This window comes from Bacillus sp. FSL R7-0672 (assembly GCF_038601465.1).
Classification (GTDB): Bacteria; Bacillota; Bacilli; order Bacillales; family Bacillaceae; genus Bacillus; species Bacillus pumilus.
Window position 1 is genome coordinate 1,422,286 of sequence record NZ_CP152010.1, and the last position, 14,097, is coordinate 1,436,382.

General features: G+C 41.5%; 13 protein-coding genes. 9 read left to right on the top strand and 4 right to left on the bottom strand.

Annotated elements, in window-relative coordinates:
• Positions 1-4 precede the first annotated feature (4 nt).
• From MKY18_RS07025 to ade, 3 genes are all read left to right on the top strand, one after another.
• A complete protein-coding gene (locus tag MKY18_RS07025; RefSeq protein ID WP_106067367.1) occupies positions 5-841 on the top strand; it encodes a gamma-glutamylcyclotransferase family protein in 837 nt (278 codons plus the stop codon).
• A 37-nt stretch (positions 842-878) separates the two neighbouring features.
• Positions 879-1,547, top strand: a complete 669-nt coding sequence (locus tag MKY18_RS07030) for a TrkA family potassium uptake protein (RefSeq protein WP_106067368.1) — start codon at positions 879-881, stop codon at positions 1,545-1,547.
• Between the two features lie 263 nt (positions 1,548-1,810).
• Complete coding sequence (gene ade / locus MKY18_RS07035; protein WP_106067369.1) at positions 1,811-3,541, top strand: adenine deaminase; 1,731 nt, start codon at positions 1,811-1,813, stop codon at positions 3,539-3,541.
• Positions 3,542-3,640: 99 nt separating this feature from the next.
• Here ade and rnjA read toward each other — a convergent pair whose 3' ends face one another.
• A complete protein-coding gene (gene rnjA, locus MKY18_RS07040) occupies positions 3,641-5,308 on the bottom strand; it encodes a ribonuclease J1 (protein WP_003212511.1) in 1,668 nt (555 codons plus the stop codon).
• A 5-nt stretch (positions 5,309-5,313) separates the two neighbouring features.
• Positions 5,314-5,523, bottom strand: a complete 210-nt coding sequence (locus MKY18_RS07045; protein WP_003211882.1) for a DNA-directed RNA polymerase subunit epsilon — start codon at positions 5,521-5,523, stop codon at positions 5,314-5,316.
• A 395-nt stretch (positions 5,524-5,918) separates the two neighbouring features.
• Here MKY18_RS07045 and MKY18_RS07050 point away from each other — a divergent pair, with 395 nt between their 5' ends.
• Entirely contained in the window at positions 5,919-6,698 is a 780-nt protein-coding gene (locus MKY18_RS07050) for a Cof-type HAD-IIB family hydrolase (protein WP_106067370.1), read from the top strand.
• A 240-nt stretch (positions 6,699-6,938) separates the two neighbouring features.
• Here the strand turns inward: MKY18_RS07050 and def are convergent, their stop codons facing one another.
• Both def and MKY18_RS07060 read right to left on the bottom strand, forming a co-directional pair.
• Positions 6,939-7,496, bottom strand: coding sequence for a peptide deformylase (def, locus tag MKY18_RS07055; protein ID WP_065097207.1), 558 nt, complete (start codon positions 7,494-7,496; stop codon positions 6,939-6,941).
• 112 nt (positions 7,497-7,608) lie between these two features.
• Positions 7,609-7,797: a YjcZ family sporulation protein gene (locus tag MKY18_RS07060; RefSeq protein ID WP_106067392.1), complete on the bottom strand. Its 189-nt coding sequence runs from the start codon at positions 7,795-7,797 to the stop codon at positions 7,609-7,611.
• Between the two features lie 234 nt (positions 7,798-8,031).
• Here MKY18_RS07060 and MKY18_RS07065 point away from each other — a divergent pair, with 234 nt between their 5' ends.
• From MKY18_RS07065 to lpdA, 5 genes are all read left to right on the top strand, one after another.
• Positions 8,032-8,700 (top strand): YkyA family protein, encoded by a 669-nt coding sequence (locus tag MKY18_RS07065; RefSeq protein ID WP_065097209.1) that lies wholly within the window; start codon positions 8,032-8,034, stop codon positions 8,698-8,700.
• A gap of 410 nt (positions 8,701-9,110) precedes the next feature.
• On the top strand, positions 9,111-10,226 hold the full coding sequence (gene pdhA / locus MKY18_RS07070; protein WP_044142026.1) for a pyruvate dehydrogenase (acetyl-transferring) E1 component subunit alpha: 1,116 nt from the start codon (positions 9,111-9,113) through the stop codon (positions 10,224-10,226).
• A 3-nt stretch (positions 10,227-10,229) separates the two neighbouring features.
• On the top strand, positions 10,230-11,207 hold the full coding sequence (gene pdhB / locus MKY18_RS07075; RefSeq protein WP_003211433.1) for a pyruvate dehydrogenase complex E1 component subunit beta: 978 nt from the start codon (positions 10,230-10,232) through the stop codon (positions 11,205-11,207).
• 109 nt (positions 11,208-11,316) lie between these two features.
• Complete coding sequence (locus MKY18_RS07080) at positions 11,317-12,657, top strand: dihydrolipoamide acetyltransferase family protein (protein WP_003211261.1); 1,341 nt, start codon at positions 11,317-11,319, stop codon at positions 12,655-12,657.
• Positions 12,658-12,661: 4 nt separating this feature from the next.
• The gene (lpdA, locus tag MKY18_RS07085; RefSeq protein WP_003211097.1) at positions 12,662-14,074 is read left to right on the top strand and encodes a dihydrolipoyl dehydrogenase; all 1,413 of its coding nucleotides are present in this window, start codon (positions 12,662-12,664) and stop codon (positions 14,072-14,074) included.
• Positions 14,075-14,097 lie beyond the last annotated feature (23 nt).

The window sequence follows — 14,097 nt, forward strand, 5'->3', positions numbered from 1 at the left end:
AGTCATGACGGTGAAAGCTTTATTTGTATATGGGACGCTATTGCAGCATGAAGAGCACCACGAAGCGTACATGAAAGAAAGCAGACTAATAGCTAAATCTGCTTGGATGAATGGAAGGATTTATGATACAGGTCAAGGATATCCAGCGTGTGTTCCCGCAGAAAAAGGCACTGTATACGGGGAATTGTACGAGGTAACCGCTGACACGTTGAATAAGATAGACGTACTAGAGGAAGGGTATGACAAGCAGGAAATCAATGTCATGACGGATCAAGGTCAGATAGCAGCCGTGACATACACTTTGCCAGAGCAGAAGGCATCAGCGCTGAAAGAAATAAAGAGAGGGTGCTGGAAAGCTTATAAACTGTGGCAACAGAAGCCATCATCCTTCTATTATTTTGCCTATGGCTCCTGTATGGATGATGCTAGGTTTAAGCTAGCAGAAGTCGATCATCACTTCAGACAAATCATCGGCGGTGGTGTACTAAATGGTTTTACTACGAGATTTACATTGGTGAGGCCAGATGGATCAAGAGCTGATATGGTAGAAGACGGCGGCGAAACAGAGGGTGTATTATATGAAGTTCCTTTTGATGCCATTCGTTATTTGTATAAACGAGAGGGAGTATATGAAGGTACATATCGTCCAGCTTTTGTCGATGTCAAAATAGGTGATCAAATTTATGAGGACTGTTTAACCTTTCTTGTGCTTCAAAAGAGCGAAGAAATCGCTCCGCCAGCCCATTATCGAAGTGAAATCGAAAAAGGAGCAGACCTTTACTTAAGTGAAGCGTTCCGCAGAAAAATTCGTTCGCATATGGATTCATTAATCAAACCGTAGTAAAATGCATGGTAAGTGAGATAAAAGGAGTCTGAACATGAAAAAGGAATATGCAGTCATTGGTCTTGGACGCTTTGGCGGAAGTATTTGCAAGGCGCTGAGCGAAGAAGGACTTGAAGTCATGGCGATGGATATGAATGAAGATCGAGTAAACGAGTACGCGAAAATTGCCTCACATGCGGTCATTGGTGATTCGACGGACGAAAACGTTTTAAAAAATCTTGGTATTCGCAACTTTGATCATGTCATCGTTGCAATCGGTGAAAATATTCAGGCAAGTATTTTAACAACGATTATGTTGAAAGAGCTTGGCGTCAAAATGGTCACCGTGAAAGCGCAAAATGACTACCATGAAAAGGTGCTCAACAAAATTGGAGCGGATCGCATCGTTCATCCAGAGCGAGATATGGGCAAACGGATTGCACATAAAATCATTTCAAATAACGTGCTTGATTACCTCGAGCTGTCAGATGAGTACAGCCTGATTGAGATTGTGGCAAACAGCAGGCTTGCGGGACATTCTCTTTTAGATCTTGATATACGGGCAAGGTACGGCATCAACATCGTGGCCATTAAGCGCGGAAAAGAAGTCATTGTTTCCCCGCTGGCAGATGAAATGATTCAAAAAGAAGATATCCTCATTGTCATTGGGGCAGTAGCCGATATAGGACGCTTTGAAAAACGAGAAATGCAGAACGATTATTAAGCACTCCGATGACGGGGTGTTTTTTTTATATGAATGTGTTCATGGTAGGTGGACATTGAGACGGAAATATACACTGAAAAGGGTTGTTTTGTTCATGTATAACCGCAAAAATAAGTCATCCTATTTTTCATGCAATTATCACTATTCAGAAATAAAAATCAGTGTTTTGATATGGTTGATTTTCTCTAAATGTCATTGACTGGACAAACAGATTCGTTTACGATAAGAAACATTATATTGTTTACTTGGAGGAGGCAGTGTCGTTGGATAAGGAGCTTTTCAGACATCAAATTGAGGTAGCAGCAAAGAGAAAAAAAGCAGCCCTCGTGATTAAACATGCGAAAGTCATGGATGTGTTTAACCAGGAATGGATAGACGCAGATGTCGCTGTTGAAAATGGACAAATAGTCGGGATAGGAGAGTACGAGGGTGAGCAGGAGCTGGATGCAGCAGGTCAAATGCTTGTGCCTGGTTTTATTGATGGCCACGTTCATATCGAGTCTTCTATGGTTACCCCTGCTGAATTTTCCAAAGCTGTCGTTCCGCGCGGTGTGACAACTGTCGTAACAGATCCTCATGAAATCGCCAATGTGTCAGGTATAACAGGCATCCGTTTTATGCTGGAAGAAGCGAGAAAAGCTGCCTTACATATTTATTTCATGCTGCCATCCTGTGTACCGGCAGTCAGTTTTGAACGATCAGGTGCTACATTAAAAGCGAAAGATTTAAAGCCTCTTTATCAAGAAAAGGAGGTGCTTGGTCTTGCTGAGGTGATGGACTATGTCGGTGTGGAGCAGGCAGAAGAAGATATGCTTCAAAAGCTGCTTGATGCTCAAAATGAGAATAAACTGATTGATGGCCATTTAGCAGGCTTAACAGATCGATTAATCAACGTCTACCGGACGGCCAATGTCCAAACAGACCATGAGGTGACAACTGCACAGGAAGCCCTTGAACGTGTGAAAAGGGGTATGTATGTGATGCTGAGAGAAGGATCTGTTGCCAAAAACGTGAAAAATGTTTTACCCGCTGTCAATGAAAAGAATGCGAGACGCTTTTTCTTTTGTACAGATGATAAACATTTGGATGATTTAATGGCACAGGGAAGTATTGATGAGCAAGTACGGATGTCCATAAAAGAAGGTTTAGATCCATTTTTAGCCTATCAAATGGGAAGCTTAAATGCCGCAGAGTGTTTTGGTCTTAAAACAAAGGGAGCCATTGCACCAGGCTATGATGCTGATTTTATGCTCGTTTCAGACTTTCATCATGTAGACATTACAAGCGTATTTATCGCAGGTGAATTGGTTGCACAGAACGGAGAGTACAAGCCGAGTGTCGAAAAGAGCGCACCGAGCCCAGCATTATTACAATCTGTTCATGCAGTAGATGTTCAAGAGGAAGACATTGCACTACCTATCACGGGCGATCAACATATGAATGTCATCCGTATTATTCCGAATCAGCTTGAAACAAAGTTAGAACGAGTCTCTCCTTCAGAAATGAACGGACAATTTACAAGTGATACAGGCAGAGATGTATTGAAAATGGTGCTTGTTGAACGTCATCAAGGTTTATCTGAAATGGGCGTAGGGATTGTCAGTGGCTTCGGCATCAAACAGGGCGCGATTGCAACAACGGTTGCACATGATTCACATAACTTAATTGCAGTTGGCACAAATGATGCTGATATCATCAAAGCGATTGAGGCGTTAAAAGAAGCAGGCGGCGGTTTGACTGTTGTTAAAGAAGGGCGTTCTCTTCATACGCTGCCATTACCGATCTCTGGTTTATTGTCAGATCAGCCGGCACATCTCGTCAATGAAAGCCTTCATACACTTCATGAAGCGCTTAAAGAAACAGGTTTTACCTTAGACTTTAATCCGTTTTTGACGCTGTCCTTCTTGGCACTTCCAGTCATTCCTGATGTGAAAATGACGACAAAGGGCTTGTTTGATGTCAGAAACTTTCAGCACCTCCCAATTCAATCATAAAAAGTGAGAAACCGCATGTGTACGATGTATATATGCGGCTTTTTCAATACTTGATGAAAAAAAGAGACACAGCCAGTCGGCTCGTGTCTCTTTTTGTGATTACACTTCCATAATAATCGGTAAGATCATTGGGCGGCGTCTTGTTTTTTCGTAAAGGAAAGGTGCAAGTGTGTCCGTAATTTCGTTCTTAATTTCCGACCACTGAGTTGTCTTGCGTTCCATTACTTTTTCAAGATGCTTTGAAATGAGATCTTGTGCGTCGTTGATGAGATCTCCAGATTCTCTCATGTAGACAAAGCCTCTTGAGATGAGATCAGGACCAGCAGAGATTTTGAATTCTTTCATGTCCATGCTGACGACCACAATGACAAGACCTTCTTCTGAAAGAATGCGGCGGTCTCTTAAGACGATATTCCCGATATCGCCAATTCCGCTTCCGTCGATATACACGTTACCTGATGGAATTTTGCCAGCGACACTTGCTTCGTCACCTTTTAGTGCAAGTACTTCACCGTTATCCATGATAAAGCAGTTTTCCTCAGGAATTCCGCAATCATTCGCAAGTTTAATATGCGTTTTTTGCATGCGGTATTCGCCGTGAATCGGCATAAAGAATTTTGGTTTAATTAAACGGAGCATCAGCTTTTGTTCTTCTTGTCCGCCGTGACCAGATGTATGAATATTATTAAGTGAGCCATGAATGACCTCAGCGCCAGCACGGTAAAGCTGGTTAATGGTACGGCTTACGCTAATATTGTTACCCGGAATTGGTGAAGATGAGAAGACAACAGTGTCACCAGGATTAATCGAAATCTGGCGGTGAGTGCCGTTTGCAATACGAGAAAGAGCAGCCATCGGCTCACCTTGGCTCCCAGTACAAAGAATAGTCACTTTGTTTGCTGGTAGACGGTTGATTTCATTATGTTCAATGAACGTGTTTTTTGGACATTTAATGTAGCCAAGATCTTGTCCAATATCAATGGCAGACTCCATACTTCGTCCAAACACCGCAACTTTTCGGCCGTTGGCAACAGCGGACTCGATCACTTGCTGAAGTCTGTGAATGTTTGAAGCAAACGTAGCAAAGATGATACGTCCGTCGACTTTTCTAAAGATGTCATCAATGCTTTCGCCTACGCGTCTTTCAGACATCGTAAATTCTGGAATTTCACTGTTTGTACTATCGGATAAAAGACATAGAACGCCTTCTTTCCCGATTTCAGCCATTTTTGTTAAGTTGGCAGGTTCGCCAACAGGCGTAAAGTCAAACTTGAAATCACCTGTATGTACGATGTTACCAGGAGGTGTCTTCACGACAATTCCATAAGAATCTGGAATACTGTGTGTAGTTCTAAAGAAAGACACAGCTGTTTTTCTAAATTTAATGGTATCTTCTTCTTCATAAATGTGAAGTTTTGTTTGTCTCAAGAGACCGTGCTCTTCCAATTTATTACGAAGTAGGCCGATTGCGAGTTTGCCGCCGTAAACTGGAATATTCACTTGCTTGAGAAGGTAAGGTATACCGCCGATGTGGTCTTCATGTCCGTGAGTGATGAAAAGACCTTTGATTTTATCTTCGTTTTTAACTAAGTACGTATAGTCAGGGATGACGTAGTCAATTCCAAGAAGCTCATCTTCAGGGAACTTAATACCAGCATCAATTAAAATGATTTCATCTTGAAATTGAACGCCATACGTGTTTTTACCGATCTCGCCTAAACCGCCGAGCGCAAAAACTGCCGCCTGATCGTTTTTTACAAATTTCATTCCTCTCATAGCTCCAATACTTTAAAATTTTCACTTTCTCGTTCATAGTCTAAAAAAGCACCGTCTACAGGCTGAATGAATTCAATGTTGTAGCTATGTTTTTTCAACTTATCGCGTACGTCTCTTTCAGAAACCGCTTCAACGTATAGTGAATCTGTGTGTTCTCTTACAGGTACCTCAGTAGTACTTGCCTGAAAAAATACCTTATATATCATCCAAATCTCTCCTTAAATACCGTATGTTACACTCGCTATTTCTATTATATTAAAAAAACGCGCATAAGAAAAGTCTCTGAGAAAAAAGGACCTTCAGCAAATGTGCGGAAGATCCTTTTAAGCGATCGATTTTTTACGAAGCATGTCCTTCCATTGTCTTCTAATTTTCTTGCGCAGACGACGAAGCATCGCAGGTCGCCTCCTTTCGAATTGAAGTTAGATTAGACCTTGTATTCCGTTCTCTCTTTATACTTGTATTATATGACGTTTCCATTGAATGTTACATGGTTATATGTGGGAAATGGGCGTTTTCATAGGAAGTGGTTTCGAAAGCAGAAATCTTTCTGTATGATAAAAGGGAGTGGGTATACATAACAAGAGACAGGAGACGGGATATGAATAAAAAAGTCATCTTCTTTGATATCGACGGTACTTTATATGATCATGATAAAAAAATACCTGAATCAACAAAGCGAGCGGTTCGTTTATTAAAAGAAAAAGGCCATCATCTCTTCATTGCATCTGGGCGTTCGCCTTTTTTAATTAAGCCTATTTTAGAGGAATTGGGGCTTGACTCCTTTATAGCTTATAACGGTCAGTATGTCATGTATGAGGGAGAAGTCATTTACGGCAATCCGCTTAAACTGGAGCTAATGGAGCAAATTTATGAAACGGCGGATCGTCATGATCATCCGCTTGTTTTCATGGGGGAAAAAGCGATGAAGGCTTCTGTGCCAAATCATCCGTTTATCCATGAGGGGATTGGGACTTTAAAAACAGAGCATCCTGAACATGATTTGTCTTACTTTAAACAAAATGAGATTTTTCAAATGCTGTTATTCTGTAAGGCAGAAGAGGAAGTCCAATACGAGGCGTTCCGCGAAGAAATTGATCTTGTCAGATGGCACGAGCTGTCAACAGATGTCTTGCCAAAAGGCGGATCGAAGGCTGAAGGCATTAAACGAGTTATCGAAAGACTGCCTTACGAGCAAAAGGATACCGTTGCCTTTGGAGACGGTCTGAACGATCGAGAGATGATTTCGTTTGCTGGTATAGGCGTCGCCATGGGAAATGCTGTGAATGAACTAAAAGATTTGGCTGATTTTGTGACAAAGCCGGTGGATGAAGACGGCATATTCCATTCAGTGACTCATTTAGGCTTGATTGAAGAATAAAAAAAAGACCCTTAGGTGATTGGGTCTTCTCAGCGTGTAGACAAACACTCGCATTCGTTGTCAGGTCTGCGCGCTGGTGCTCACGAATGTTCAATTCGCTCCGCGCCAGTACTCGCCCTTCCTAGACTGCAAAGGTTTTCTATCACGCTGAAAAGAAGACAAAGTGCTAAAATAAACATCATTTTAGCACTTTGTCAACAATCTAATAAGACCCTTAGGTTATTAGGTCTTCTTTTTATTTTATGATCTGCCGATCGCAACAGAGTTGTCAGGCTCAGCGAATGGCTGATCCTTTTGAATATGATCATAAAACATAATGCCGTTTAAATGGTCGATTTCATGCTGAAACACAATGGCCGGAAACCCTTTTAGGCGAATATCAATGTCTTCTCCTTCAAGCGTTGTGGCCTTCACCCTGATCTTTTGATATCGAGGGACAAATCCAGGAATGGCTTCATCAACAGATAAGCAGCCTTCACCAGTAGTTAAATAAGCTCTTTTGACGGAATGACTGACAATGCGCGGGTTGAAAAGGGCATAGCTGTATTCCTCTCCATCTTCATCCTCACAGTGAACAGCGATCATTCGCTTACTGACATTAATTTGCGGAGCCGCGAGTCCAACGCCGGGTCTGAGTCCATACGTTTCAGCTATGTCAGCATCCTGACTATTTTTAACGAATTCAATCATGTCAGCTAATTGCTGTTTTTCCTCTTCTGTCGGCGGGAGCTCGACCGCTTCAGCTGTTTGTCTTAAGACGGGATGTCCGTCCCGTACGATATCTTCCATGGTAATCACAAATCTTCACTCCTATTTCCTTTGTATGTAAAGTATATAAAATGATACACAACATATGCAATGAAATAAAGAAGACCGGTCCTATGAGACCGGTCAGAGGCTTAAACAGCCATTAGCAGCAGCCGCCACCGCCGCCTAAGAATGCTGCGCCAACGATGATTAATAGGATGAAAAGGACAACGATTAAAGCGAATGTCCGTCCACCGCCGTATCCGTATCCACCGCCATAACTTGGGTAACAACAGCCACCGCCATATCCACCACCGTGTCCATACCCGTAACCGCCGTATCCACCATACATACTTCCATGACTATAATTAGACATACTTTTGACCTCCTTTGGAAATACACTCGGCCTCTCATAAGTGAAGGCGAAGCGTGTAATATAAACTATGTATGAATGCACTATTTGTATAGTCATGCGCCTATCACTTGAAAAAAATCTTCTTTAGCTCATCAGAATGACCTCTTTCCTTGTCACAAACGCCTATAAAAATTATAGTGGTATGTGGAGATGTAAAGGGGGAACCTTGTGATGAAACAAATAAGAAGAAGCATGAAAGCAGGTGCTGCTTTAGCGGGGATATGTACCCTTTTGCTGGCGGGATGCGGAGGTCAAAGTTCATTTCATGACATGCAAGATGCGATGACGAAAATGAGCGAAAAAGAAGCATCCTTTGAAAAAGAGCAAGGCACACTGCAAAGCTATGAGAAAAAAGAGCAGCAGCTCTATAAAAAAATGATTCAAACCACAAAGGATCACACTAAAACAGTGACAAGCCTTTCTGATCAGGCGTTAGCATCTGCAGCGAAACGAGAAGAACATTTGAAAACAGAAAAAGACAGCATGGATGAATCGAAAAAAGAATTGAAAACGGTCAAGAAATCTGCGGGACGTATACAAGATACGGATTTAAAAGAAAAAGCAGATGAAACGGTCAAATCGCTTGAGAAAAGATATGCGTCGTATGACCAGCTTTACAAGGAATATCAAAAGGCGTTGAAACAAGATCAGCATTTATATCAAACTTTAAAGAAAAAGGACTTAGGATATAAAGAGCTAAAGTCCAAGCTGAAGACGGTGAACCGTTCTTATAGCAAAGTCAGAAAAGAAGGTAAAAAGTTCAATCAATATACAAAGCAATTGAATGAGCATAAACAGGCTTTGTCTAAAGCGGCAGATCAAGAGTCCAAAAAGAGCTGAAAAAACAGCTCTTTTTTTATTTTTCGACAAAAACAAACATTTTCTATTGTAGTACAGTAGTATACTCTATACTAGTACAGTTCGATGTGTTTGTTAAACAGATTGATACAGCTCACCATAAAAAGTAAAGCGAATACATTTATTTAAATAAAGCCGTTAAATCAATTGACGGACTATTTTTCTTGTTGTAAACTAGTCCTTGTTAACAGAAGTTGTATTAGTTATTTGTGAACTATCGTTAATACAGTTAGAAGAACTCAAAAACGAGCGATCATCTCATGTTTCGACAACGATCCTAGTGGCTATTAAATACAGGAGTCATATGTGTATTTTGGGTTATCCTATATCTGTATGTATAAATGGATTCACGACAAATTGACTGTTAAAAGAAAGGAAGAGGTGACTTTAGAATGGCTGCAAAAACAAAAAAAGCAATTGTTGATAGCAAAAAGCAATTTGATGCCATCAAAAAGCAGTTTGAAACGTTTCAAATTTTAAACGAAAAAGGCGAAGTCGTAAACGAAGCGGCAATGCCAGATCTCTCAGATGACCAATTAAAAGAATTAATGCGCCGTATGGTGTTTACACGTGTATTAGATCAACGTTCAATTTCATTGAACCGTCAAGGACGTCTTGGCTTCTATGCGCCAACAGCTGGACAAGAGGCTTCTCAGCTTGCAACTCACTTTGCACTTGAGAAAGAAGATTTCATTCTTCCAGGATATCGTGATGTACCACAATTAATCTGGCATGGCCTGCCACTAACAAAAGCATTCTTGTTCTCTCGAGGACATTTTGTTGGTAACCAAATGCCTGAAGGTGTGAATGTACTTTCTCCACAAATCATTATCGGTGCACAAATCATTCAAGCTGCTGGTGTAGCTCTTGGTTTGAAAAAACGCGGTAAAAAAGCTGTTGCAATCACTTACACAGGTGATGGCGGAGCTTCACAAGGTGATTTCTACGAAGGTATTAACTTTGCAGGGGCTTACAAAGCGCCAGCGATTTTTGTTGTCCAAAACAACAGATATGCGATCTCTACACCTGTTGAAAAGCAATCTGCTGCGCAAACGATTGCACAAAAAGCAGCTGCAGCTGGTATCGTAGGCGTACAAGTTGACGGTATGGATGCATTAGCTGTATATGCAGTGACTGCTGAAGCTCGTGAGCGTGCTATAAATGGTGAAGGTCCAACATTAATCGAAACTCTTACATTCCGTTACGGCCCACATACAATGGCTGGTGACGATCCAACAAGATATCGTACAAAAGAAGATGAAAACGAGTGGGAGCAAAAAGATCCATTGGTACGCTACCGCAAATTCTTGGAAAACAAAGGCCTATGGTCTGAAGAAGAAGAGAATAAAGTCATCGAAGATGCAAAAGAACAAATCAAACAAGCAATCAAAGAAGCTGACGAACAGCCTAAGCAAAAAGTCACTGACTTGATTGAAAACATGTATGAAGTAAAACCATTCAACCTAGTTGAACAGCTTGAAATTTACAAACAGAAGGAGTCGAAGTAAGCCATGGCGCAAATGACAATGATTCAAGCGATCACTGATGCGTTACGCACAGAACTGAAAAATGACGAAAACGTTCTCGTTTTCGGAGAAGACGTTGGTAAAAACGGCGGCGTATTCCGTGCGACTGAAGGATTGCAAAAAGAGTTTGGTGAGGATCGCGTATTCGATACTCCACTTGCTGAATCTGGTATTGGCGGTCTTGCGATTGGCCTTGGACTACAAGAATTCCGCCCAGTAATGGAAATTCAATTCTTCGGATTCGTTTACGAAGTATTAGATTCTGTTTCTGGACAAATGGCTCGTATGCGTTACCGTTCTGGCGGACGCTGGCATTCTCCAGTGACAATCCGTTCTCCATTCGGCGGGGGAGTTCATACACCTGAGCTTCACGCTGACAGCTTAGAAGGTCTTATCGCACAACAGCCTGGTATCAAGGTGGTTATTCCTTCAACACCTTACGATGCAAAAGGACTATTAATTTCTGCAATTCGCGACAACGATCCAGTTGTATTCCTTGAGCATATGAAACTTTATCGCTCTTTCCGTCAGGAAGTTCCTGAAGAAGAGTACACAATTGAAATCGGTAAAGCTGACGTGAAACGTGAAGGTTCTGATCTTTCAATCATTACTTACGGTGCAATGGTTCACGAATCACTTAAAGCTGCTGAAGAACTTGAAAAAGAAGGCGTTTCTGCTGAAGTGATCGACCTTCGTACAGTAAGCCCGCTTGATATTGAAACAATCATCGCTTCTGTTGAAAAAACAGGCCGTGCGATCGTTGTTCAAGAAGCACAAAAACAAGCTGGTATTGCTGCAAACGTAGTAGCTGAAATCAATGACAGAGCAATCCTTAGCTTAGAAGCTCCAGTACTTCGTGTAGCTGCACCTGATACTGTATTTGCTTTCTCTCAAGCTGAAACTGTATGGCTTCCAAACCATAAAGACGTGCTTGAAACAGCTAAGAAAGTTCTTGAATTTTAATTAAATGACAAGGGGGGAAAAGAATTTATTTCTCTTCCCCTTTATCAATTACATGATCGTGTAATGTTTACACAACAAGGATTCAACAAAATCTAGGAGGCGAAAAACAGTGGCATTTGAATTTAAACTTCCGGACATCGGAGAAGGTATTCACGAAGGTGAGATCGTTAAGTGGTTTGTAAAACCAAACGACGAAATTAATGAAGATGACGTTTTAGCAGAGGTACAAAACGATAAAGCAGTTGTAGAAATTCCTTCACCTGTTAAAGGAAAAGTATTAGAATTAAAAGTTGAAGAGGGAACAGTTGCAACTGTAGGACAAACAATCATTACGTTTGATGCACCTGGTTACGAAAATCTTCAATTTAAAGGCAGTGAAGAAGAAGGCGAAGCAAAAACTGAAGCTCAAGTCCAAGGTACTGCTGAAGCTGGTAACGAGCCAGAGAAGAAAGAAGTGGCACAAGAAGAAGCGGCAGCAGCAACTGGTGCAGGCGCACAAGAGCAAGTAGATGCTGATCCAAACAAACGCGTAATTGCTATGCCATCTGTACGTAAATATGCTCGTGAAAAAGGCATTGAAATTTACAAAGTTGCAGGTTCTGGTAAAAACGGTCGTGTGTTAAAAGAAGATATCGACAGCTTCGTTAATGGTGGTTCTGCAGCTCAAGAAGCAGCACCTCAAGCAGCTGAAAGTGCGAAAGAAGAAGCAGCTCCTAAAGCGGCAGCAGCTCCAGTTCTTGAAGGAGAATTCCCAGAAACTCGCGAGAAAATGAGCGGAATCCGCAAAGCGATCGCGAAAGCAATGGTGAACTCTAAGCATACAGCTCCTCACGTAACATTAATGGATGAAGTTGATGTAACGAACCTTGTTGCACATCGTAAACAATTCAAACAAGTTGCAGCTGATCAAGGAATCAAGTTAACTTACTTGCCTTACGTTGTAAAAGCTCTTACTTCTGCTTTGAAAAAGTACCCAGTACTTAACACTTCTATCGATGATAAAACAGATGAAGTTGTTCAAAAGCATTACTACAACATCGGAATTGCAGCTGATACTGAAAAAGGCCTGCTCGTTCCAGTTGTGAAAAATGCAGATCGCAAAGCAATTTTCGAAGTGTCTAACGAAATCAACGAGCTTGCAACAAAAGCACGTGATGGTAAATTGGCTCCAGCTGAAATGAAAGGTGCATCTTGCACAATCACAAACATCGGTTCTGCTGGTGGACAATGGTTTACTCCAGTCATCAACCACCCAGAAGTAGCGATCCTTGGTATTGGCCGTATCGCTGAAAAAGCGGTTGTTCGTGATGGCGAAATCGTTGCAGCTCCAGTCTTAGCTCTTTCCCTAAGCTTTGACCACCGTATGATCGACGGAGCTACTGCGCAAAATGCCCTTAACCACATCAAGCGTTTATTGAATGATCCACAATTAATTTTAATGGAGGCGTAATGTCATGGTAGTAGGAGATTTCCCAATCGAAACAGATACTCTTGTCATCGGTGCAGGTCCTGGTGGATATGTAGCTGCTATTCGTGCTGCACAGCTTGGACAAAAAGTAACAATTGTTGAAAAAGGAACTCTTGGCGGTGTATGTCTAAACGTTGGTTGTATTCCTTCCAAAGCATTAATCAATGCTGGCCATCGTTTCGAAAATGCTAAGCATTCTGAAGACATGGGTATCAAAGCTGAAAACGTAACAGTTGATTTCACAAAAGTTCAAGAGTGGAAAGCTTCTGTTGTAAACAAATTAACAGGTGGAGTTCAAGGTCTTCTTAAAGGAAATAAAGTAGACATCGTTAAAGGTGAAGCTTATTTCGTAGACAGCAACTCTGTACGTGTAATGGATGAAAATTCAGCACAGACTTACACTTTCAAAAATGCAATTCTTGCAACTGGATCTCGTCCAATTGAATTGCCTACTTTTAAATACACAGACCGCGTGATCAACTCAACTGGTGCTTTAGCGCTTAAAGAAGTACCTAAGAAGTTAGTTGTTATCGGTGGTGGATATATCGGTACTGAGCTTGGTACTGCTTATGCAAACTTTGGAACAGAAGTTGTCATCCTTGAAGGTGGAGACGAAATCCTTCCAGGTTTCGAAAAGCAAATGAGCTCATTGGTTAAACGTAACCTGAAGAAAAAAGGAAACGTTGAAATCCATACAAACGCTCTTGCAAAAGGCGTTGAAGAAAAATCTGATGGTGTCACTGTTACTTTCGAAGTAAAAGGTGAAGAAAAAACAGTTGATGCTGATTACGTACTTGTTACAGTTGGTCGTCGTCCAAACACAGATGAGCTTGGTCTTGAGCAAGTTGGTGTTGAATTGACTGACCGCGGAGTTGTCAAAACAGACAAACAATGCCGTACAAGCGTATCTAACATCTATGCAATTGGTGACATCGTTGATGGACCACCACTTGCACACAAAGCTTCTTACGAAGGTAAAATTGCAGCTGAAGCAATCGCTGGAGAGCCAGCTGAAATTGATTACCTTGGTATTCCTGCTGTTGTATTCTCTGAGCCAGAACTTGCAACTGTTGGATACACTGAAGCAGAAGCAAAAGAAGAAGGAATCGACATCGTTGCAGCGAAATTCCCATTCGCAGCAAACGGACGTGCACTTTCTCTTGACGCAACTGATGGCTTCATGAAGATGATCACTCGTAAAGAGGATGGTCTTGTGATTGGTGCACAAATCGCAGGTGTTGGCGCTTCTGATATGATTTCAGAGCTTAGCCTTGCAATCGAAGCTGGAGTGACTGCTGAAGATATCGCAATGACAATTCACGCTCACCCAACTTTAGGTGAAATTACAATGGAAACGGCTGAAGTAGCAATTGGAAGCCCAATCCATATCGTAAAATAATGAACTTATTAAAACCCTCTCCA

Bases quoted from the DNA above. Each gene is read 5' to 3' on its own strand.
- MKY18_RS07050 (WP_106067370.1), top strand. From the start codon at position 5,919: ATGAATAAAAAAGTCATCTTCTTTGATATCGACGGTACTTTATATGAT.
- MKY18_RS07045 (WP_003211882.1), bottom strand. From the start codon at position 5,523: ATGATATATAAGGTATTTTTTCAGGCAAGTACTACTGAGGTACCTGTA.
- MKY18_RS07065 (WP_065097209.1), top strand. From the start codon at position 8,032: ATGAAACAAATAAGAAGAAGCATGAAAGCAGGTGCTGCTTTAGCGGGG.
- MKY18_RS07025 (WP_106067367.1), top strand. From the start codon at position 5: ATGACGGTGAAAGCTTTATTTGTATATGGGACGCTATTGCAGCATGAA.
- rnjA (WP_003212511.1), bottom strand. From the start codon at position 5,308: ATGAAATTTGTAAAAAACGATCAGGCGGCAGTTTTTGCGCTCGGCGGT.
- pdhB (WP_003211433.1), top strand. From the start codon at position 10,230: ATGGCGCAAATGACAATGATTCAAGCGATCACTGATGCGTTACGCACA.
- MKY18_RS07030 (WP_106067368.1), top strand. From the start codon at position 879: ATGAAAAAGGAATATGCAGTCATTGGTCTTGGACGCTTTGGCGGAAGT.
- pdhA (WP_044142026.1), top strand. From the start codon at position 9,111: ATGGCTGCAAAAACAAAAAAAGCAATTGTTGATAGCAAAAAGCAATTT.
- lpdA (WP_003211097.1), top strand. From the start codon at position 12,662: ATGGTAGTAGGAGATTTCCCAATCGAAACAGATACTCTTGTCATCGGT.
- MKY18_RS07060 (WP_106067392.1), bottom strand. From the start codon at position 7,797: ATGTATGGTGGATACGGCGGTTACGGGTATGGACACGGTGGTGGATAT.